The sequence below is a fragment of the Agarivorans aestuarii genome, from assembly GCF_019670125.1.
GTDB lineage: Bacteria > Pseudomonadota > Gammaproteobacteria > Enterobacterales > Celerinatantimonadaceae > Agarivorans > Agarivorans aestuarii.
Genome location: NZ_AP023033.1, coordinates 2,292,932 through 2,313,147, shown reverse-complemented (window position 1 = coordinate 2,313,147; position 20,216 = coordinate 2,292,932). Strand labels below are relative to the sequence as shown.

Annotated in this window: 18 protein-coding genes and 5 tRNA genes; 15 read left to right on the top strand and 8 right to left on the bottom strand. The window is 41.5% G+C overall.

The window, feature by feature from the left end; genetic code table 11:
- Nucleotides 1-124 precede the first annotated feature (124 nt).
- The 3 genes from K5609_RS10785 (at nt 125) to K5609_RS10775 (ending at nt 2,086) form a co-directional block, all read left to right on the top strand.
- Complete coding sequence (locus K5609_RS10785; protein WP_221077141.1) at nt 125-313, top strand: hypothetical protein; 189 nt, start codon at nt 125-127, stop codon at nt 311-313.
- 746 nt (nt 314-1,059) lie between these two features.
- On the top strand, nt 1,060-1,419 hold the full coding sequence (locus tag K5609_RS10780) for a hypothetical protein (protein WP_221077140.1): 360 nt from the start codon (nt 1,060-1,062) through the stop codon (nt 1,417-1,419).
- 61 nt (nt 1,420-1,480) lie between these two features.
- Nucleotides 1,481-2,086, top strand: coding sequence for a hypothetical protein (locus K5609_RS10775; protein ID WP_221077139.1), 606 nt, complete (start codon nt 1,481-1,483; stop codon nt 2,084-2,086).
- A 42-nt stretch (nt 2,087-2,128) separates the two neighbouring features.
- Here K5609_RS10775 and K5609_RS10770 read toward each other — a convergent pair whose 3' ends face one another.
- Nucleotides 2,129-2,329 (bottom strand): hypothetical protein, encoded by a 201-nt coding sequence (locus K5609_RS10770; protein WP_221077138.1) that lies wholly within the window; start codon nt 2,327-2,329, stop codon nt 2,129-2,131.
- Between the two features lie 3 nt (nt 2,330-2,332).
- The gene (locus tag K5609_RS10765) at nt 2,333-2,473 is read right to left on the bottom strand and encodes a hypothetical protein (RefSeq protein WP_221077137.1); all 141 of its coding nucleotides are present in this window, start codon (nt 2,471-2,473) and stop codon (nt 2,333-2,335) included.
- Nucleotides 2,474-2,718: 245 nt separating this feature from the next.
- On the opposite strand from K5609_RS10765, the gene K5609_RS10760 reads away from it, so the two are divergent.
- Entirely contained in the window at nt 2,719-3,255 is a 537-nt protein-coding gene (locus K5609_RS10760; RefSeq protein WP_221077136.1) for a hypothetical protein, read from the top strand.
- Nucleotides 3,256-3,294: 39 nt separating this feature from the next.
- Nucleotides 3,295-3,552 (top strand): hypothetical protein, encoded by a 258-nt coding sequence (locus K5609_RS10755; protein WP_221077135.1) that lies wholly within the window; start codon nt 3,295-3,297, stop codon nt 3,550-3,552.
- A 54-nt stretch (nt 3,553-3,606) separates the two neighbouring features.
- Here the strand turns inward: K5609_RS10755 and K5609_RS10750 are convergent, their stop codons facing one another.
- The gene (locus tag K5609_RS10750) at nt 3,607-6,303 is read right to left on the bottom strand and encodes a hypothetical protein (protein WP_221077134.1); all 2,697 of its coding nucleotides are present in this window, start codon (nt 6,301-6,303) and stop codon (nt 3,607-3,609) included.
- Nucleotides 6,304-6,541: 238 nt separating this feature from the next.
- Between K5609_RS10750 and K5609_RS10745 the strand changes: the two genes are divergently transcribed.
- Nucleotides 6,542-8,122 (top strand): cryptochrome/photolyase family protein, encoded by a 1,581-nt coding sequence (locus K5609_RS10745; protein ID WP_221077133.1) that lies wholly within the window; start codon nt 6,542-6,544, stop codon nt 8,120-8,122.
- Between the two features lie 74 nt (nt 8,123-8,196).
- Here K5609_RS10745 and K5609_RS10740 read toward each other — a convergent pair whose 3' ends face one another.
- Nucleotides 8,197-9,372, bottom strand: coding sequence for a hypothetical protein (locus K5609_RS10740; protein ID WP_221077132.1), 1,176 nt, complete (start codon nt 9,370-9,372; stop codon nt 8,197-8,199).
- Nucleotides 9,373-9,830: 458 nt separating this feature from the next.
- Between K5609_RS10740 and K5609_RS10735 the strand changes: the two genes are divergently transcribed.
- Complete coding sequence (locus K5609_RS10735) at nt 9,831-10,163, top strand: PBPRA1643 family SWIM/SEC-C metal-binding motif protein (protein WP_221077131.1); 333 nt, start codon at nt 9,831-9,833, stop codon at nt 10,161-10,163.
- A 30-nt stretch (nt 10,164-10,193) separates the two neighbouring features.
- Here K5609_RS10735 and K5609_RS10730 read toward each other — a convergent pair whose 3' ends face one another.
- Both K5609_RS10730 and K5609_RS10725 read right to left on the bottom strand, forming a co-directional pair.
- Nucleotides 10,194-10,724, bottom strand: coding sequence for a YaeQ family protein (locus K5609_RS10730; RefSeq protein WP_221077130.1), 531 nt, complete (start codon nt 10,722-10,724; stop codon nt 10,194-10,196).
- A gap of 92 nt (nt 10,725-10,816) precedes the next feature.
- Entirely contained in the window at nt 10,817-12,355 is a 1,539-nt protein-coding gene (locus tag K5609_RS10725) for a DUF3369 domain-containing protein (RefSeq protein ID WP_221077129.1), read from the bottom strand.
- Nucleotides 12,356-12,531: 176 nt separating this feature from the next.
- Between K5609_RS10725 and K5609_RS10720 the strand changes: the two genes are divergently transcribed.
- Entirely contained in the window at nt 12,532-13,752 is a 1,221-nt protein-coding gene (locus K5609_RS10720) for a GGDEF domain-containing protein (RefSeq protein ID WP_221077128.1), read from the top strand.
- A 73-nt stretch (nt 13,753-13,825) separates the two neighbouring features.
- Here K5609_RS10720 and K5609_RS10715 read toward each other — a convergent pair whose 3' ends face one another.
- Nucleotides 13,826-15,016, bottom strand: coding sequence for an amino acid aminotransferase (locus K5609_RS10715; RefSeq protein ID WP_221077127.1), 1,191 nt, complete (start codon nt 15,014-15,016; stop codon nt 13,826-13,828).
- Nucleotides 15,017-15,231: 215 nt separating this feature from the next.
- Between K5609_RS10715 and K5609_RS10710 the strand changes: the two genes are divergently transcribed.
- Nucleotides 15,232-16,008, top strand: a complete 777-nt coding sequence (locus tag K5609_RS10710) for an ElyC/SanA/YdcF family protein (RefSeq protein WP_221077126.1) — start codon at nt 15,232-15,234, stop codon at nt 16,006-16,008.
- Nucleotides 16,009-16,123: 115 nt separating this feature from the next.
- Nucleotides 16,124-16,876, top strand: a complete 753-nt coding sequence (tpiA, locus tag K5609_RS10705) for a triose-phosphate isomerase (protein ID WP_221077125.1) — start codon at nt 16,124-16,126, stop codon at nt 16,874-16,876.
- Nucleotides 16,877-16,934: 58 nt separating this feature from the next.
- On the opposite strand, the gene uvrB is transcribed toward tpiA, so the two are convergent.
- On the bottom strand, nt 16,935-18,926 hold the full coding sequence (uvrB, locus tag K5609_RS10700; protein ID WP_221077124.1) for an excinuclease ABC subunit UvrB: 1,992 nt from the start codon (nt 18,924-18,926) through the stop codon (nt 16,935-16,937).
- A gap of 656 nt (nt 18,927-19,582) precedes the next feature.
- Between uvrB and K5609_RS10695 the strand changes: the two genes are divergently transcribed.
- The 5 genes from K5609_RS10695 (at nt 19,583) to K5609_RS10675 (ending at nt 20,081) form a co-directional block, all read left to right on the top strand.
- Nucleotides 19,583-19,658 (top strand) — tRNA-Asn (locus tag K5609_RS10695).
- A 29-nt stretch (nt 19,659-19,687) separates the two neighbouring features.
- A tRNA-Asn gene (locus tag K5609_RS10690) sits at nt 19,688-19,763 on the top strand.
- A 34-nt stretch (nt 19,764-19,797) separates the two neighbouring features.
- Nucleotides 19,798-19,873: transfer RNA gene (locus tag K5609_RS10685), tRNA-Asn, on the top strand.
- Nucleotides 19,874-19,902: 29 nt separating this feature from the next.
- Nucleotides 19,903-19,978, top strand: a tRNA-Asn gene (locus K5609_RS10680).
- Nucleotides 19,979-20,005: 27 nt separating this feature from the next.
- Nucleotides 20,006-20,081: transfer RNA gene (locus K5609_RS10675), tRNA-Asn, on the top strand.
- Nucleotides 20,082-20,216: the final 135 nt, after the last annotated feature.

Sequence of the window (20,216 nt, the reverse complement as noted above, 5' to 3'; positions counted from 1 at the left end):
TGTGTGGATTACTAAAAACTCACCCATAAGACGCATAATGTATATTATGTTAAATTGAATATATTGGTATCCATATAAATCAATTGCTAACAATACTGCAATTGCCGCACTCTCCAAGCCCCGTATGAGGAGTTTTGCATATGTAAATAGCCAACTGCATCCAACATTTAACGGCACAGACTTAAAAAACTATTTCGACTCACCGGCTCAAGTGGCCGATTACTTTGGCATACCCGAGCGCACTGCTCGTGATTGGTATAAAAAAGAATCAAGCTCCCAACACCGCAAAGCGCTTAATGGACGTTGCAGCTAGCGGATTTTTACCATGCTCTTTAGGTTAGGAAGATTTTCGAATCTTTAACGGGCTTCTATATACGCCTACCGGACAATGCTTAAAGCCAGAACAGCTTAATGCGATTTGTCAGGCTTTTGATTTACCACAATATGAACGTGTTCAGAAATGGCTTAACAATAGGCGCTCTGCGCCTGTGCCTTACTGGGTAGATAAGCAACCTAACGTTTTAAATATTAGGTAACAAAAAAGGCGCATTCCGCGCCTCTATTATTCATTTGTAATTAACTCTTCCATTCTTAAATTGCCAAAACACCCTCATATTTGGTCGGGCTTTAGGGAAAATGTACCCCTCAAGATCACCTCCGCCCAAATCTTTACAGTTACTTTTATGCATCTTAGAAGTATCACTCAGCCCATCGTTTTGATGTATTAGCTTGAATTGATACCCGACCTCACCACAAAGGCTGGAATCACTGGAGTATGAGATAGGATATAGCCCATTATAGTTCTCGTGTTTGTAGGTTTTTGCATTGGTAGTGGGCTCCTCACCTCCCATGACATAAAGAAACACAATCACGAGTGCAAGCATTATGAGCAGCACCTTAATAACAATTTTCACCTCGCCGCACTCCTTAAATTAATGGTCATCGAAAAATGGTATGGCCGATAAATGGTATTAGCGGCATTTACTAATCCTCTGATAACACTACACATAGAATACTGATAATATTATTATATTTGCAAAATTAAAATTAGGAACACACATGAAGTTATATCTAGTATCAGCGCTTGTCTTATTAATGTTAGGTTGCGCTAGACCTGTGAGTCATACAAACATACCTCTCTCTACATACGATGATCACACTGAGTATGGTATAGAAGACAACGAAAAAGGTTTTGGGATTACCGTTTTTTATTCTCGTTACCAATTTATTCCAGAAAGTGACTCTCTAGCTACTTCATGCAAAGGTCAACTAACTTCAATCGCTTGGGAGCATTCAGACAGTGTTGGAAAAGAAATAGAGCAAATCAACGAGCAGCGCATAAGAATTTCCATGGGAAGAAATGAAATAACAGTTATAACTTCCTGCCAAGCCTATGCGCTTGCTAAGTGGAAGGAATAAAAATGGCAAAAACATGCACCCCTTCTTTTTTTGAAGCTTAGAGGTATTCGTGGACGTAAAGATGTCTGATGGTTTGATACGACAGCGTAGGAATTTTCTGCTATTTAGTATCTTAGTTGCTTGCTATATCCACTTAGGAATCAAGATAAAAGAGTTATCAATTTTCGGTTTAAAAATTGAATTGGGTGATTCTCACTCAGTTTTCACCCTGATCTTACTGTTTTGGATTTACTTTGGGTGGAGGTTTTATCAGTATCAAAAGCAAGATGCGCCGTGCTTAGTATCAACGATTTACTCAAGATGCATAAATCTACACACTAAAGACTATATAGAAAAAGTATTTCTTGAATCTTACCCAAACATAGAAAAAACAACGTTAAGTAATTTTGTTCATGGCGACAACCTCATTTTAAGCTACAAACGCTTCTTTGCCGTGGTTTATGAAGGGGAGATAGAAACTGTAGATGAGCAAGAAGGTAGAGATAATCGCTGGTTTACCGAAAAGTTTAAGGTAGAAATTAGGTTTAGCATAGTTAAATTAACTTTTTTCAGATTAAAAGGTGCACTTTCGTTTTGTTATCAACAAGCCTGCTTTAGCGATTATGTGTTACCTTATCTTTTAGCTAGTTCCGTTTTTTTGTACCTTTGCCTTGATTACATTTGGTAAAATTACACTTTAATCAAACAAAACCCGCTTATGCGGGCTTTTTTATTTAAACAACTTAAACGCTTTCTTGCGGCTGGTTTTCCGTTTGGTGCTGCGTTTCTTCTTGGTGGCTAGCTCTTGCTGCCATTCATGTTTGTATAGGCGTTTATCCATGCGGGATAACAAACGCCAATTTAAGATAAGTGACGCAGCTATTAGCACCTCAACCGGCGCAAAGCCTATCTCGCCAAGTGTTTGAAACATGCCCTAGCCCTTAGTCACTTTGCCAAGCACGATTAGCGCAGTGACAATCACGATAGTTAAAATAATCAGTTGCGAACCCACATCAATGACCACCTTTAAAGGTGCATCTTGTGAGAATGCAATTTCGTTAGTTGTGCCGAGCATAAGCGCCCTATCCTTTTCGCACTAGGTCATACAGACCTGTGCTGATAATGGTCAATCCTTTAAACTGGCCATGGCCCTTATACAAGAGCTTTGCAATGCTCAATCAATAACTGACCTTAGGCATATTAATTTTGAATAGGGTTTTAACTTCCTTTGGATGAACTAAAATTTAAAGGCTGAGTTTTACTAAATACGCTGTTCAGCTGCCTCTTAAATCCTTAACAACTTCCCTAGAGGATACGGTTATGAAAGAGCTTATTGTTTTAGCAGTGCATGGCATGGGGCAACGTAAACCCAACTTTGCCGATGGATTAGAACAAAAACTGACCGCTTACCTTGGCGTAGATGTAATGAACAAGGTGTCGTTACAGCGCGCTAAATACTACTCGGCCTTACAAGCCCCGCAAGACCAATTGATGAGTGACATTTGGGATAAATATCACAATCAATTTAGCACTATATCTAACTTTGGCCGGCGCTTTTTTATGAACTCCTTTGCCGATGCTACAAGCTTAGAAGTGGCTGGGCGCCGGCAAACCGAAGAGTACATGAATATCGTTAAGGCCATACAGGCTGCCATGTTTAAGGGTATGGATGACTGCGGCTTTAACTTAGACGTGCCGGTGTTGATCATTTGCCATAGCCTTGGCGCACAGGTGGTTTCTAACTACTTTTGGGATGCGCTAAATAGAAATAACGCTAAGGTTTGGGATATTAACCACAATGACTTTTTAACTAACATTGATGATGACAAAATTGCTTACCTAAAAGGTAGCCGATAAAAACTGCTGTTTACTACTGGCTGTAATATCCCTTTGTTTTTGGGTGGTTTAACCCAGCGGCAGTGTTTTGATAAACCTAATCCCCAGTTTAGCTGGCTTAACTATTTTGATGCCGATGATTGGTTAGGTTGGCCGCTTAATGACTTAGGCCCAAGTTACCAGTTTGTGGTAGATAAGTGTGTGCAAGTTGGCGGGATTATTAGTGGTAATACGCCTTGGAGCCATACCCAATATTGGACAGACGATAAGGTTTACCAACCTTTCGGCGACCACATACGTGGCTATTTGGGGATGTAACAAAGCTAGTAACTTAACTAGCCGTGCAATCTTGTTGCTTGCACGGCTAGTTGTTTACAACACTTCGGTTTTGCCACTGATGTCGTAGGAAATAACCGGGCTTAACAGTGGCTCGTCTCTGCCAAAGTACTTGGCAAGAATAACCAACAATACCACCGTGGTTTTAGGAAGGGCTTCGGTAAACAAGCCACTAAACCAACCTCTCACCTTGATAAAGGACTGCATCGCGCTAACCAGCTCTTCATTGGCTTGGTTAACCGTGTTTATGTAGGCTTTTGGATCGGTACTGTCTAGTGATTCAATTTGCGTACTTAGCTTGCTATATATACCCACAAACTGTGAAAGACGCTGCGCGTTGCCTAATATGGTTTGTACTTTCTTTTGTAGAAGACTATGCGAGGTATGAGCGCCCGAAGGTGCCGAGCTTGAGACTTCGGTATCTAAAAATGCTTCTAGCTGGCGCTTATTGATCTCACCAGCTTTGCTGGCAGTTTCGATTTGGTCTTTATCGGTGCTAGATAATGTCATGTTATACAACAGTTCTATTGCACTGGCTTCTATTTCGCTGGGAATTGCCGCAGCTAAACAGCGGATATCTTTGGCACTCAAGCTTAACTGGCACTCGATAATTGAGCGCGACAGCTGCTGACTTTGGTAGAGCACTTTAAAGCGTTCAAGAGCTAATAGGTAACTTTTGCTGTTGATTAATGACAGTGACTCATGGCTTAAGGGCGCTAAAAACTGCTGCATTTCTGTTGGTGTCATCACCCCTTTATCTTCGAAGCTTAAACCAATACCAATGTTGGGGCTTGCGCCAAATTTAAGCGCCGCTAATACGTCGAAGGCACTTACAAACTCTGCGCTTCTGCTTTCTTTAAGAGTTTTAGAACTGTGCCTAATTACGTTGTCTGCCTTAAGTTCAAGCAGTTGACCGGTGTGATCAACTTTGGCCTTGGCTATTTTCTCAATCACACTCTGCTGAGAAAACTGAAAATCGTCGCCTAAGTTAAATTTAAGGCCGACTTCTTTTCGTAGCTTACAGCTTTTTACTAACCACCCCGACAAATTGCTGATATTGCCTTTTGTCTTCATGGTATTAAGTGCGTCTAAATCTATTGGCTTGCCCAGTAGTAGGTCTTGATAAAGTTGTTGTGATGCTGCGGCGCTAACCTTTTGGATGTTAAAACATAGCATTGCTTCATTTGTGGTTTGCTTGCCTTGAGTGCCATACAAAGATAAACCGAGCTGTAGATCACCGGCCTTTTTAATGGCTAAGCTAAGGGTTGTTCGCGCTTGGTTGTATTGCTCTAACCAATTGCTTACACAGTCACTTAAGGCTTGATTTAATTGTTGCTGATTTAACTGATCTTTTAGTTTGGTTTTGGCGTCTTTGACTTGTTTAAGCGGTTTGAGCAAGGGACTTACTTGGCCTTGAGCTTGCTCGGCGATTGAGGCGATTTGTTCGGTTACTTTTTCATTAGCCTTATTGCAGCCTTTAGTAACAAACTCATCGAGTTTTAGTCGCGTTAACATCGCAGGGCTTAAAAAGGTGTTTTCTTGTAAATAGTGACTTATTTGCTTAGACACATCATTAGGATTACTCATCCACTGCATTGGTTTTAAGCTTAAGGCTAGCGAGAGCTTTTGTTTAACCACCTCGCCTAACTCTGCCGATATGCCTTGGTTATCGCCATCGGCGAGCAGTAAGGCGATGTCTTTCCAATCTTGGTCGCTAAGCGCTTGCGCTAAGTGATCGTCTAGCTGCTCAACTAGCCAAGTGCCCGGCTCTTTGTAGCCTTCAAGTAGTGTTTGTAGTTGTTGCGCTGCACCGTCGAGCTGTTCTAATGGTGTTGTAAGGTAGGCTTCGGCTACTTTATCTAAGCCTTCTAAGTTAAGCATTGCGTCTAGGCTTACGCCCTGTTCCTTACTACTGCTGGTAACCTGGTACATAGCTATTTGTAAGCCAATATCCGCGGGCTTTACTACTAGCTTAAATTCTCCGCTAAAGGCGTAATTGGCCTTAAACGATACACCAGCATTTGCGTTTAGTTTTATATCTAATACTTGGTTGCTGCTAGATACGCTCCAAACGTGGCCCAAGGTAGCCGTGGTTGAGGTAGATATGGCTCTGGTTTGGTTAACAATGAAGCCTTGAACTGCATGTTTTGGATACTGCGCATTGATGGTTTTTGCTAGGTTTTCTAGCGAAAACAAGGGTAACTTTTCTTTGGTTAGTTGAGCCAAAAAGCTAATTAGCTTTTGGTCATGCGCCACGGCGCACACTACTTTTACTTGCCACTTAAGGTGAGCGTTGCTGGTATTAGCCAAATTAAGTAGTTTGATTGGCAGGTTAACGCTTAACCCGGTGTTTAATTGCAAGGTTTGATCAAGCGCTACAGTAGCCATATTAACTTGCTGAAACTCACTATATTGTTGGCTGTCTATTGGCTGTACGAGGTCAATAACTAGGTGACCGCCAATGCGGCCATTTACACTTAGGCCTGTAGCTAAAGGTACTTTCCATTCTTCTGTTGCCAACACGAGTGAGGGGTCGGTGGCTACCTGCTCGACAAATGAAAACAAGCTTTTAAGCTCTGAGGCATCTATACCTACTTTGCTTAATAATTTTTTAGCGCCATTGTCTAATGCTTCCCAAGCTTTAGCCTTGCCTTGTTCAACAACAATCCCTTCTACTTGATCAACTTTTTCAACAAGCTTATTAAGCGCTAGATTTAGGTCTAAAAGTGCCATTTTCGAATCCCTTCTACATGGTGGCTAAGTCACCAAAGCATAATAATGAAAACTACCAATAAGCATAGCTTAGTTGGCCTTTAAAGCTTCTAAAGCAAGCTAGTTTCTGCGGCTACGCTTAAGTATTAAGAAGACTTTTAGAATAACGCTTGAACCTTCATCAACTGCTAACCGTAAGACTAACTGTAGATAAGTTGATTTTTGAATTGATATCCGACAGCACAAGGAACAGGACTGAATGACCGGGCGAAAGAGACAATACCGCACCTTACGCTTAATACTTGGTGATCAACTAAATGCTAATCACTCTTGGTATAAAACAAAGGACACGGACACCTTGTATGTGCTTGCTGAACTTAAACAAGAAGCTTGTTATACCGTTCACCACATTCAAAAAGTAACGGCCTTTTTTGCTGCAATGGAGCTGTTTAGCCAGGCTTTAGAGCAATCCGGACATCAAGCTTTACATTTAAACCTAGATGACACTGAAGACTTTGCAGACCTGCCAGAACTTTTGAATTACTTATTCCGCAAGTACAAAGTAAAAAAATTTGAATACCAATATCCCGATGAGTTTCGCTTAAGACATCAACTAAGTACTTTTTGCAACTCGCTTCCCATCGCTACTGGTGTATATAGCAGTGAACATTTCTACCTTGCTGACGAAGAAATAAAAGACTATTTCAAAAAAGGGAAAAGTCATCGCTTAGAAGGCTTTTATAGAAAAATGCGCCAGCGCTTTAATGTACTGATGGTTAACGATAAGCCTCTAGGTGGAAAATGGAATTACGACACAAACAATCGCAATAAGCTAAAAGCAGATGACTTAGCGAATGTGCCTGAGCCTTTGTTATTTGCCAACGACGTGAGTAGTATTTTAGTGCGACTAGACAGACATAAGATTAAAACCATTGGACGCGCTAACAACCACTTACTTTGGCCGGTAAACCGTAAGCAATCGCTGGAACTATTGAGCTACTTTTGTGAAGTCTGCTTACCGCGATTTGGTCAGTTCCAAGATGCAATGACGGGGAAACTCGCTCTGTTCGACGGAGATAAAGGTTGGAGTTTGTATCATTCTCGGATCTCATTTGCTTTAAACGCCAAAATTATTAGCCCAAAGCAGGTTGTTGATGCGGCCATTTATGCGTATGAGAACGGTAATGGCAATATTGACATTAACCAAATAGAGGGTTTTGTAAGACAAATAATTGGCTGGCGAGAGTTTGTTCGCGGTATTTACTGGGCCAACATGCCTGAATACGCTTCACTCAATACCTTACAAGCTGAACGTGAATTACCAAGCTGGTTTTGGACAGCAGACACCAAAATGAACTGTATGCGACATGCAATAAAACAGTCCTTAGATTTTGCCTACGCTCATCACATTCAACGCTTAATGGTAACAGGGAACTTTTGTTTGTTAACTGGTATTCATCCAGACGAAGTTGATCAGTGGTACTTAGGTATATACATCGATGCCGTTGAGTGGGTTGAAATGCCCAATACCAGGGGTATGAGCCAATTCGCTGATGGCGGTATTGTTGGCTCGAAAGCTTACGCTGCTAGTGGGAACTACATAAATAAAATGAGCGATTACTGCTCGGATTGTGCCTACAAAGTTAAGCAAACTACAGAAGATACTGCCTGCCCGCTAAATGCTTTGTATTGGCACTTTATGGACAAACATCAGGATACCATGGCTAAAAATCCAAGAACCCAAATGGTAATGAGTTCTTGGTTCAAAAAAACTGAGCAGCAACGTAGTGAGGTTCTGGATAAAGCTCAGCAGTGTTTGGATGATTTAGAGATTCTATAAAGCAAGGTTTATAGACTAAGTTTACGCAAAGTAGAAACTAACCGTCGCCACTTTGCATACAAGCTTATCCACGATTACTTAGCATGAAACGCTATAGGCCACATAAAGTCTAAAGGCACAAAACCGTCTCCTAAGTATAGATTTGGTTTATCTGATGACGGCTGGCCGTAGTATTGAGGAGTTAGTTTGCCAACGGGCACCGAAAACGGAAAGTAAGTTTCGGTTTCTGGGTTGATGGCTGCAGTGGCGTGGCAAGTATGACAAGACGAGTTGAAGCTAGCCCAATAACTAGGCTGAGCAGTATTAGGTGCGCCTGCAAAGTCTTCCATATCTGTATGCCCCAATATTACCGGAACTTTGCCCTCGGCATTTTCGGTGTAACGTATTTGAGTGCCATTAGGAGAATAGTGCTCAAAACCAAATCCACTAATGCCACCTTGTTTAAGTATCGTATCTCTCTCTTTGTCTGATAATGGCGCACGTTGGGTGACAAACTGATCACGAACATGTTCTAAGCCCGGGTTACCATTAAATTCGAATGTGGTCCAAAACCAGCTAGGCTCTTCGCTATAAAATAAGTCGTCATTGTTTTTTAAAGAGCGCATTTTAACCATGATGTGCACTCCCCTCCACCAATACACACCATCCTCGAAACCAAATGTAAGAGCGCCTTCTGGTGCACCTCCTGGAGGAACTTTTAGCCATGAAGCTTTTAATTCAATTGTTCCAACCGGCATGTCTACTTGGTTGCCGGCTTTAAGGTAAGTTAATACGCCAACTTTGGTATTTAACTTAGCAGTTTCAGTGAGATAATTGTAGCTAACAGCGTTACGGGTAACCTCTTCGTTGGCTGAATCAGGATCAGTCATTGATACTTCGCCAGCTAATACTTTTTTAGAAGTCACGTCGGTTATATCGGCGCGATTAGTTTCTGTAAACTTAAAGGTTGGAAAGGTTTTAAACGTGTCGTCATCAGTGGCCCATGCCATCCACTGCGGTACTTTGTCTGACTTAGATACACCATGGCTATCTTTAATCAGCTGATTAATTCTGGTGAATGCCATCCACGCAAATTGTTCCCGAGCTTTCAAGTCGTCGTCAAAAGCCATGGCGACACAATCTGCAGCAAACTGTTGATCAGATTTGTTTATCCAATCATTTTCGCATTGCTCATAGCCTAAGCAAGCTGTAGACACCATGCCTATGCATAAGCCAATTAAGCTTTTAGGAATACCGTTTAACGTTGCCATATCAACTCCTTAGTAGTGGTTTTGGGACCGACCTTGTGAGCATTACTGCAAACCCTACAACTTCTAAGATCTATGTCGATGTTCTAGTTACCTTAGTTCGCCCCAAGCTAATTAACAAATCAAACATTAGCTAGTAAAGGTAACAGGATTTGTCAAACTGTTAACTTTGACAGTAACCAAATCCGTTAGTAAGTGCTTTAATTTACTTAACTAATCGTAACAACGGCTAGTTCTCGCGTTCAGTTCAACTCGAGAGTGGTTGGCTATGGCCACTCCCAACCCTAAATATTTGGTTGAATATGTTTTGCCTTTGTATTGCCACTTTTGTTAAGTGGCTTTTTTTTGCCTAGGTTCCCGCATCCCACCTGTGTGAGCTTTAAAAGCTTCTTTAGTAGTTTATTTGTCGTAAATATTGCTGTATAAGCCTGCTCTAATTAATTTGTTTCGAGGGGGAGTATATGTCTAAGTTCTTTTTTAAAGGTCGTATTGAGAAAAAACCAAAGCACGAAAGTTTTGGTTTTAATACCAAGCGAGAAGCAAAAATTGGAACCGAAGAAAACCCTTTGCCGCTCTTAGTAAACAGCGAAGAACGTAAGATAGCGCTTAGCCAGCGTGCGGCAGAACACCGCATGGTAGTGGATATAACAGTAGATAGTGAAGCTGAAGAGAATATTGAGCAGCTAGAGCTGTTAATTGCTAAACCTAGTACTAAGGTGGTAGAAAAAACACCTAAGCGTAATGATCCATGCAGTTGTGGAAGTGGCAAAAAATTTAAAAAGTGTTGCGGATAAGAAGGAAACAAAGGCTTCCTTCTTTAAAGATTACTTTAAGTTTTTCCAGTGGATCTCTATTTCATTGTCATCACTGGTTACATAGGCAGATTCTTCGGTAATAGTGACTGACATATCCATGGTACGTTGAGTAAAACTGGCTAATGTAACCATTTCATCCCAGCTAAACTGCCACACTTCTGCATCTAACAAGTTGATTTTATTCTCTGTTTGTTGCCACCAAGTATCTGATTTTGAATTAAAACTGTATACCTTGGCTTGCTTAGCTGATCTTGTTGCTTTTTTAATTCGCTCTGGAGTTGGCTCGCCTACGTCTATCCACAGCAAGGTGTCACCTTCTAAAGATTTTTGCCAAATGTCTGGTTGCTCAACCTCGCTAAGCCCTTTGGTGAACTCTAAATCTGCTTCAGCATTCAAACAATAAGCAATAGTCCGCGCCATCATTCGCTCAAGAGTTTCAGATGGATGCTGAGCAATAGTAAGGTTGATAGTGTCGTAATAATTGCGGTTTAAATCTGATAAGGATATTCGCAATTTGTAGATAGTAGGTTTAAGTGCCAAAAGAAGGCCTTCTCACAGTAACGCTAAGCAACGAACTTAGCTGAATAATGCTGTGAGAATGCGCCTTTTAAGGATAAAACTCAATAAAAAACTTAGTCAGGGTAAGTGTTTCTTATTTCGAGGAATTCATCAAAGTCATTTACAAGAATATCAACCAGTTGCGGATCGAAATGCTTGCCTTTTTGTTCAATAATGAATTGTTTAATCTCGTCATTGCTCCAAGGCTCTTTATAAGAGCGTTTAGAGCCTAAGGCATCGAATACATCGGTGATTGCCATAATACGACCAACAAAAGGTATATCTTCTCCAGCAAGTTGGCGAGGGTACCCACTGCCGTCCCATTTTTCATGGTGACATAAAGAAATTTCGGCACCTAAACGTGCGATGATTTTATTGGAATCTGCTAATAAGTCGTAACCCACTTGCGCGTGGGTTTGCATGATCTTCCACTCTTCTGCATCTAACTTACCAGGTTTATGCAAGATCGACTCTGGGATAGCGATTTTACCTAAGTCATGAAGCGGCGCAGCGTGTTTGAACGCTTCTACAAACTCTGGGTCAAAACCGAGCTTTTTGGCCATTAACTCACAAATTAACGATACCCGTTTTACATGAGAACCGGTTTCTTTACTGCGCTGTTCAATAGCATCGCCAATAATGAATATCAGCTCTTTTTGAGTATCTTGAATTTCTTCTTTAATAGTGAGGTTTTCAAAAGTAAGAGCAATATTGGTGGCGAATACTTCAAGCAGGCCTTTTTCAATATCGTCTAAGGGGTTTTCGTGTTGCACGTACAACAGGCTAACACTGCGACTATCAGTTGGGTAGAAGCCGACATAACAGTTATCGGTAACTAAAGTTTTCTTTTCTTCTAAAGCACGTTTTAGTAGCAGTTTTACGTCTTCCGGGATTTTGCTTTGGTCGAAATTGTATTCGTTATGCTCGTTAGTAACAAAGTCACCAGTGGCGGCAAGTACGTTAAAAGATTGATGACGAAGGACATCTTCGGTAAGGGTTGTGATGTACATAGCTGAGCTTTCGAGCTGAAACAGCTCAACCAATTGTTTTAGCACCGCAGAGCCAAAGTGATACAAGGTTTTACTTTTAAGTACCAAAGATGTGGACTCGATGACCTTTATCAAGCCTTGACGGTGGCGCTCAATAAACAAGATATCTCGATAAGAGCGAATTGCTGAATAGGTAATGGTTTTAAGCTTAGTGGCGGTTAACTCGGTTTTACTTTTGTAATCATTAATATCGTAGTCTTTGATCACTGACTCTTCAGGAGCTTGCCCTGGTTGGCCGGTTCGCAAAATTAGGCGTGTAGCGTGATTCTCTTTGGTCTCTCTAATCCACCTAACTAGTTCTAAACCTGCATGGTCGGTTTCCATTACTACGTCTACTAGTGCAATGGCTATGTCGTTATGCTCTTCGAACATTCGTTGTGCTTCTTCAGCACTGTATGCCGATAAAAACTCGAGCTTATAACCATCAATTTCCACATCAGACAATACTAATCGGGTCACAGAATGAATTTCTGCTTCATCGTCAATGACCAGTAATTTCCATGTTGGTTTGGTAACTTCTTCTGAAGGCTCGTCGATATCATCGATGAAAAGAAAGTCACTCATGCCCTGCTCCATTATTCTTAGTTACACTAAAATTAGAACAGCAACTGCATAATATCAAAGACTATTATGCAGTTGCTGAAGAAAACTTAGAGGCTAAGCGCGTTATTGCTTCGTTATTGATTCAAAAACAAGTAATAGTTCGATAAAATCGATTCAAACTCAATCACTTGAAATCTATGGAAAGTAGACTTACAAGCCAAAACATACTGCCTCCAGTAATCATCTTATCGATAGCGAGTGCATTGCTTATTTGGCATTCATCTTTATCGGCGAATACTCAAGATATTATTTATTGGATGCCTTACGGTTTAGCAGCAATTACCGCAATGTTAGCGCTGCAATTTAATCGCCGACAACTTATTGTAGTGGTGATTGTAAACACCTTTAGCTATTGGCTTATCGCCACTTACTTGCAGCAACCTTTGACTATTCCGCAAGCACAGTTTGCTTATACCGCTGTGTGTTTGTTCATCCCTGTCAACTTAGTGCTGAACCAGTTTATTAATGAAAATGGCAGTACCACGCCTCGAGCTCTAACGATTTATGGATTTTTGTTAGTACAAATGGCCGGTATTACGCTAGCGCTAAACTTTTTTGTTGCCGACACCGCAGAGTTTATTACCGAATGGTTTGAGCCTAGACCTAGAGAAGGTTTAGTAATGAGCTTAGCAGCACTGGGCTTGTCGGCTATTTGTATCGTCGCTGCCTTTTTTCGCTGGGCGTATAAATCTACCAGCTTAACCATTGGCTTATTTTTTAGTTTTGTAGCCAGTTTATTCCCGCTGATGTTTTTGGACCGTGAAGCTATCTCCTCAGTGTTTTTCACCGCTTCTATGCTGATCATGCTTTATGCCGGTTTTAGAGCCTCTCATGAGTTGGCATATCGTGATGAGTTAACCGGATTACTTGGCAGAAGAATGCTTTTTGAAAAACTTGCAGGCATGTCTAAAAACTACAGTTTAGCGATGGTAGACATTGATCATTTTAAAAAGTTTAACGACACCTATGGTCATGACGTTGGAGATGATGTGTTAGCCATGGTGGCATCTAAACTTGATCAGATTGAAGGCGGCGGCCAAGTTTTCCGCTACGGCGGCGAAGAATTCACGGTACTATTTAGAGGCAAAAAGCTTGATCATGCTATCGCCTTTTTGGATGACATTCGCGACATTATTTCTGAAACTCCCTTTGCAATTAGGGATAAAACCAGCCGCGAAAAGGGTGATAAAACCACGCGGAACGAAGAAGCTAAACCTAAAAACACTGTTCAAATTACGGTAAGTATTGGGGTAGCCGAGAAAGCGAGTCGTCACGCTAGCGCCGAGGAAGTCATTAAAGAAGCGGACAACGCGCTTTATAAGGCGAAGAACAAAGGTAGGAATATCGTTGTTGGTTAAGTGATAAACCAGAAAGCCAAATAAGAAGGGGTTAAACGATAAACGTTTAACCCCTTCTTATATCTAAGAGTGCTTAAACTACTGCAGCAATAGCTGCACAAAGCGCTTCCATGTTGTCTTTAGTCATGCCCGCTACGCTGATACGGCCAGAACCTACGATGTACACACCGTGTTGTTCTTTTAAGATTTGTACTTGCTCTTTGCTTAAACCAGAGAACGAGAACATGCCGTTTTGACGTTGAATAAAGCTGTAATCGCCAGTTGCGCCTTTAGCGGCTAACGTTGCTACGAACAAGTCGCGCATTTCTTTAATACGCTCACGCATTTCAGCCACTTCAGCAACCCACTGTGCTTTTAACTCAGCATCTTGCAGAATAGTTGTTACCACTGCAGCACCGTGTGAAGGTGGGTTTGAGTAGTTTGCACGAATACCGGCTTTAACTTGACTAAATGCAGTGGCGCCTTGTTCTTTATCTGTAGCAACTAAGGTAAATGCACCAACTCGCTCGTTGTATAAACCAAAGTTTTTAGAGAAAGAGCTCGCAACAAGCAGCTCTTTAATTTGCTTAGCAAAAATGCGTAGGCCTGCGGCATCTTCTTCAACGCCTGTAGCAAAACCTTGGTAAGCAAAGTCGAATAAAGGAAGAGCTTTCTTAGCAGCCGTTAAGCTAGCTAATTGTTCCCATTGTGCTTGAGTTGGATCAATACCCGTTGGGTTATGACAACAACCGTGGAACAGCACCAACTCGCCTTCTGCTACTTGCTCTAATGACGTCAACATTGCATCAAAGTCGAGATCTTTAGTTTCAGCGTTGTAGTAGTCGTATGCTTTGACTTCTAAACCAAGCGCTTTAAAGATGTTGCCGTGATTGGCCCAGGTTGGATTGCTTACCCAAACTGTACGCACACCCAAATGGTTGTAAGCAAATTCAGCTGCGTTATGAAGAGCACCTGTTCCACCAGGAGATTGAGCGGTAAATCCGCGTTGGCTAGCTACGATTTCACTGTCTGCGCCGAACAGCAATTTTTGAACTTCTTTGCCGTAAGCTGGATTACCTTCAATGCTAAGGTAAGATTTGGTGGCTTCGTTTTCTAAAAGTCGCTTTTCGGCGATTTTAACGGTAGCTAAAACCGGGGTTTGACCTGCTTCATTCTTGTATATACCAACACCAAGATTGATTTTATTGGGACGGTCGTCAGCTTTAAAAGCTTCTGTTAACCCTAAGATTGGATCTGCGGGGGCTGCGGATACGCGCTCAAACATATTTTCCTCACTGCTAATTACATACCTGTATTGTGCGAAGATTACCTTAAGTCGCTAAACCTGTCTTTAGTGACAGAAAAAAATATCGGGAAAATTTTGATTTAACGCATTAATTTGGCTTAAGCCGCTATTTTTGGTAATTTTTGAGGTCTGAGATTCCACCGACGAGTGCAATCAATTAAGATGCCTATAAGGCTTATGAGAGAAACCACTATATGGATTTAAGTTTAGGTTTTATCGTAAAAAAATGGTTAGGCTCGCTACTTATGCCGCTTAACATTTCGTTGTTCTTTTTGTTGCTCTCTTTTTATTTTGGCATAACAAAACGCCCCTACCGCGCTGCCGCAACTTTAGTCCCAGCTTTAGCCATATTGTTGGTGACCAGCAACCCTTGGTGGGTAAATCAACAGTTACTAGAAAACGAGCGGGAGTTGCTGGCACCAAACCAGCTTGTTGATAGCTTCGATTTTGTCGTGGTATTAGGTGGTGGTCATATCAGTGATCCAATGCTTTCGCCTACTGAACAGCTTAGCCGCTCTTCGTTTGCGCGAATCACAAAAGGTATTGAGTTAAGTTTGGTTAATCCGCAAAGCCGTTTAATCGTTTCTGGCTACGGTGGTAGCGATCCCAACAGCAATGCCGAGCTGATGGAGAAAGTGGCTCGGCAAGCCAATATTCCGCCAGCCAATATTATTACTATTCCAAAAGCCAAAGATACTGAGCAGGAGGCGGCAGTCATCGCTACATATATAGGACAGCGTCCTACTGCATTAGTGACAAGTGCAACCCACATGAAACGGGCTTTACAGCACTTTAATAAGTACTCAAGTAATATCAGCCCTGTACCTACCGACTATTTAGGCAAAGAAGTTCAGGGAGAACAACGGCTTTATGAGTTTTTGCCCGATGCTCGCTTTATCCACCGATATGACGCGTTGTGGCATGAAAAACTGGGTATTTGGTGGCAAAAATTACGTACTTATTTTTCTTAATCGTTTGTTTTAGATCAGCTATTTACAGTTTTAGAGAGATAATTTTCTTTAAACACTACGTTTTTGTAATTTATTCACTATAATCGAGCCAGTTTATTTAAAGGAGAGACGCACAATGAGAACACCTCTAGTAATGGGTAACTGGAAACTAAACGGTACTAAAGATTCTGTTACCGCATTAGTAAATGGCTTAATCGAACCAGCTAAAGCAGCTACTAACGTGCAAACCGCAATTTGCCCACCAGTAGTATTCTTAGGTCAAGTTGAAGCCTTAGTGGGTGATGCTCCTATTGCTTACGGTGCACAAGATGCAAGCGTAAACACTTCAGGTGCATTTACTGGTGAAAACTCTCCAGTAATGTTGAAAGAATTCGGTTGTACTTACAACCTAGTTGGCCACAGTGAGCGTCGTCAGTACCACAACGAAACTGATGCTGTTGTAGCTGCTAAGTTCAAAGCAATTCAAGAAAACCAACTAGTACCAGTACTATGTATTGGTGAAACACTAGAAGAGAACGAAGCAGGTAAAACTGAAGCTGTAGTTGAAACTCAACTTAAAGCTGTTATCGATCTTTGTGGTGTTGAAGCACTAGAAAATGCTGTTATCGCATACGAGCCAGTTTGGGCTATCGGTACTGGTAAATCTGCTACTTCTGAGCAAGCGCAAGCTATTCACGCTCACATCCGTGGTTGGTTAGCTGCACAAAGTGCAACTGTTGCTGAAAAAGTACAAATTCTTTACGGTGGCAGTGTTAAAGCAGCTACAGCTAAAGAACTTTTCTCTCAAGCTGACATTGATGGCGCGCTAGTTGGCGGTGCTTCTCTAATGGCTGAAGAGTTTGGCGCGATTATCACTGCTGCAAACTAATACGGTTTCATTAAAAAAGCCGCTGTATTTACAGCGGCTTTTTTTGTTCTTTTTTTAGCTAGCTCATTTTCACTAGTTGTTCTTGTAGTTCGTTGATTTCATCACGCACCGCGGCAGCCTGCTCAAATTCCAGTTCTTTGGCATGATTGATCATTTGCTTTTCTAATTGGGCAATATTCTTCAGCATGATTTCTGGCGTAAGTGCTGCATACTTAGCTTTAGGTTCAGCAGCTTGAAGCACTTTGCTTTTGCCAAAGTTACTAATATCCACGACTTTTTTGTTTAGCTTTTTCGGTACAATCCCGTTATCAAGATTAAACTGGTGTTGGATCTCTCTACGACGGTTGGTCTCCCCTATCGCCCGTTCCATCGAACCAGTAATCTTGTCGCCGTAAAGAATAGCTTTACCTTGAGGGTGACGAGCTGCACGACCAATAGTTTGGATTAAAGAACGCTCCGAGCGAAGAAAACCTTCTTTGTCGGCATCTAAAATGGCGACTAGCGATACCTCAGGCATGTCTAGGCCTTCTCGAAGCAAGTTAATACCGACCAGTACATCAAATACTCCCATGCGTAAATCACGGATGATCTCCACCCGTTCTACGGTATCGATATCTGAGTGCAAGTAACGCACTTTTACCTGATGCTCTGTTAAGTACTCACTCAGATCTTCTGCCATTCTTTTTGTTAGTGTGGTTACCAGCACTCGTTCATCAATGGCAGTACGCAAGCGAATCTCAGAGAGTAAGTCGTCGACCTGAGTATTTACTGGGCGAACTTCTATTTCAGGATCGAGTAAACCGGTGGGTCTAACAACTTGTTCAACAAATTCTTGATTGGTTTTTTCTAGCTCATAATTACTTGGCGTTGCCGACACAAAAATTGTTTGTGGTGCAATTTGCTCAAACTCTTCAAACTTTAGCGGTCTGTTATCTAAAGCCGATGGCAAACGAAAACCATAATTTACCAAGTTTTCTTTACGTGAACGGTCACCCTTATACATCGCACCTATTTGCGGAACCGTCACGTGAGACTCGTCAATGATCAGGATGCCGTCAGCTGGCAAGTAGTCCAATAATGTTGGTGGTGGCTCGCCAGGTGCGCGAGTAGACAGATAGCGTGAATAGTTTTCAATGCCAGAGCAATATCCCAGCTCATTCATCATTTCTATATCGAACAAGGTACGTTGTGAAATTCGCTGCTCTTCAATTAACTTGTTGGCATCTAACAACTGTTTCTTACGCTCGTTTAACTCTTCTTTTATAGAAGAGATAGCATTTAGAATTGTTTCACGAGGTGTGACGTAGTGAGTTTTAGGGAAAATGGTTACCCTAGCCATTACGGCTTCTTCAGCCCCAGTTAATGGATCAAAGCTGCTAAGCCGCTCCACTTCCCCATCAAATAACTCAATGCGCACCGCATTCTTATCAGACTCAGCGGGGAATACATCAATAACGTCTCCGCGCACTCTAAAGGTTGAACGTTGAAAAGCTGCATCGTTACGGGAATATTGTAATTCGGCTAAGCGACGTAAAATGGCGCGTTGGTCAATCATGTCGCCAACACTTAAGTGCAACATCATTTGTAAATAAGACTGTGGATCACCTAAGCCGTATATAGCCGACACAGAGGCAACCAATACAACGTCACGTCGCTCTAATAAGGCTTTAGTCGCGGATAGGCGCATTTGTTCGATGTGGGAGTTAACTGATGCGTCTTTCTCAATGAAGGTATCGGTAGTAGGCACATACGCTTCTGGTTGATAGTAGTCATAGTAAGAAACAAAAAACTCTACTGCGTTATTAGGAAAGAACTCCTTCATTTCACTATATAGTTGAGCAGCCAAGGTTTTGTTAGGCGCCAACACAATAGTAGGTCGATTTAGCTCTGCAACAACATTCGCAACAGTAAATGTTTTACCGGAACCGGTAACCCCTAACAGAGTTTGATGAGCTAACCCGTCTTCTAATCCTTCAAGCAAGCTGGAGATTGCTGTGGGTTGATCACCAGCTGGTTTGTAATCAGATACTAGCTCAAATGGTTTTTTCACTTCTCTACTACCAATTATTAGAAAGTTTTATCATCCACTTATTCTACGCAAAACCAACACAGAACAAAAAGGCGTATTAGTCTTCTACAGAAAATTAGCATTGTTTAGCAGAGAATATCGCCAACAGAAAATCGATAGCAGATAACCCTAAATTGTGCACAGTAAGATGATTGTAACGAAAAGTAATGCACAACAAATATTTTGTAAAAGCAACAACTTTTTTCGCAGGTTAAAAATTGAGCTTTTATACCAATATTTAGTTAAGTTATTGAATATACGATATTTAATACAAAAACCGATGTAGATCAAATTTACGCCTATACTAGACAACCATTGGGCTGTAGCGCTTAAACGACTTTTAATGCACACAGTTATCCACAAAATCAGTGGATAAGTCTCGCTAGCTACCAGCACCAAAGGCTTTTACAATATGTGTATAATTTTCCCGCAATCATCCTTAGCTATAAATAAATGTGTTTTTATGATTCTTAACTATCTGCGCATTTTTTATACCAGCTGAGCAAGTTTCGATCTGTAGTTTGCAACAACTGGATGTAAGTTGAGCAAACAAACAGAAATTGTCATTTTTGACGTAGAATTAGTTGACACTTATAGGGGCAATTATTACTATGCGCCCCGCACTTAAGCAAAGCGATTCCCCAATAGCTCAGTTGGTAGAGCGGTGGACTGTTAATCCATGTGTCGTTGGTTCAAGCCCAACTTGGGGAGCCAAATCTCCTTTGCTAAGTCGAAATCAAGATTCCCCAATAGCTCAGTTGGTAGAGCGGTGGACTGTTAATCCATGTGTCGTTGGTTCAAGCCCAACTTGGGGAGCCAATCTTGATAACAATAGGTCAATACCTTATATGATTCCCCAATAGCTCAGTTGGTAGAGCGGTGGACTGTTAATCCATGTGTCGTTGGTTCAAGCCCAACTTGGGGAGCCAATCATATAAAACTAGATATACCTTACGATTCCCCAATAGCTCAGTTGGTAGAGCGGTGGACTGTTAATCCATGTGTCGTTGGTTCAAGCCCAACTTGGGGAGCCACTCCTTTTATCTAGTAAACCTTATTATTCCCCAGTAGCTCAGTTGGTAGAGCGGTGGACTGTTAATCCATGTGTCGTTGGTTCAAACCCAACCTGGGGAGCCACATTTTCTCGTCGCTTGCTGTTATCCTCTTTTCGAAAATTATTAATCGGTAAAATATATCGCTTGATCCTAAGCATCTGATAGATAAGTCTAAAGTTTGCATGTATTATTGTAAGAGATTGCTGATTTATTAAAC

Bases quoted from the DNA above. Each gene is read 5' to 3' on its own strand.
- K5609_RS10775 (WP_221077139.1), top strand. From the start codon at position 1,481: ATGTCTGATGGTTTGATACGACAGCGTAGGAATTTTCTGCTATTTAGT.
- K5609_RS10780 (WP_221077140.1), top strand. From the start codon at position 1,060: ATGAAGTTATATCTAGTATCAGCGCTTGTCTTATTAATGTTAGGTTGC.
- K5609_RS10735 (WP_221077131.1), top strand. From the start codon at position 9,831: ATGTCTAAGTTCTTTTTTAAAGGTCGTATTGAGAAAAAACCAAAGCAC.
- K5609_RS10785 (WP_221077141.1), top strand. From the start codon at position 125: ATGAGGAGTTTTGCATATGTAAATAGCCAACTGCATCCAACATTTAAC.
- K5609_RS10715 (WP_221077127.1), bottom strand. From the start codon at position 15,016: ATGTTTGAGCGCGTATCCGCAGCCCCCGCAGATCCAATCTTAGGGTTA.
- K5609_RS10720 (WP_221077128.1), top strand. From the start codon at position 12,532: ATGGAAAGTAGACTTACAAGCCAAAACATACTGCCTCCAGTAATCATC.
- K5609_RS10760 (WP_221077136.1), top strand. From the start codon at position 2,719: ATGAAAGAGCTTATTGTTTTAGCAGTGCATGGCATGGGGCAACGTAAA.
- K5609_RS10725 (WP_221077129.1), bottom strand. From the start codon at position 12,355: ATGAGTGACTTTCTTTTCATCGATGATATCGACGAGCCTTCAGAAGAA.
- K5609_RS10710 (WP_221077126.1), top strand. From the start codon at position 15,232: ATGGATTTAAGTTTAGGTTTTATCGTAAAAAAATGGTTAGGCTCGCTA.
- K5609_RS10750 (WP_221077134.1), bottom strand. From the start codon at position 6,303: ATGGCACTTTTAGACCTAAATCTAGCGCTTAATAAGCTTGTTGAAAAA.
- tpiA (WP_221077125.1), top strand. From the start codon at position 16,124: ATGAGAACACCTCTAGTAATGGGTAACTGGAAACTAAACGGTACTAAA.
- K5609_RS10740 (WP_221077132.1), bottom strand. From the start codon at position 9,372: ATGGCAACGTTAAACGGTATTCCTAAAAGCTTAATTGGCTTATGCATA.
- K5609_RS10770 (WP_221077138.1), bottom strand. From the start codon at position 2,329: ATGTTTCAAACACTTGGCGAGATAGGCTTTGCGCCGGTTGAGGTGCTA.
- K5609_RS10765 (WP_221077137.1), bottom strand. From the start codon at position 2,473: ATGCTCGGCACAACTAACGAAATTGCATTCTCACAAGATGCACCTTTA.
- K5609_RS10745 (WP_221077133.1), top strand. From the start codon at position 6,542: ATGACCGGGCGAAAGAGACAATACCGCACCTTACGCTTAATACTTGGT.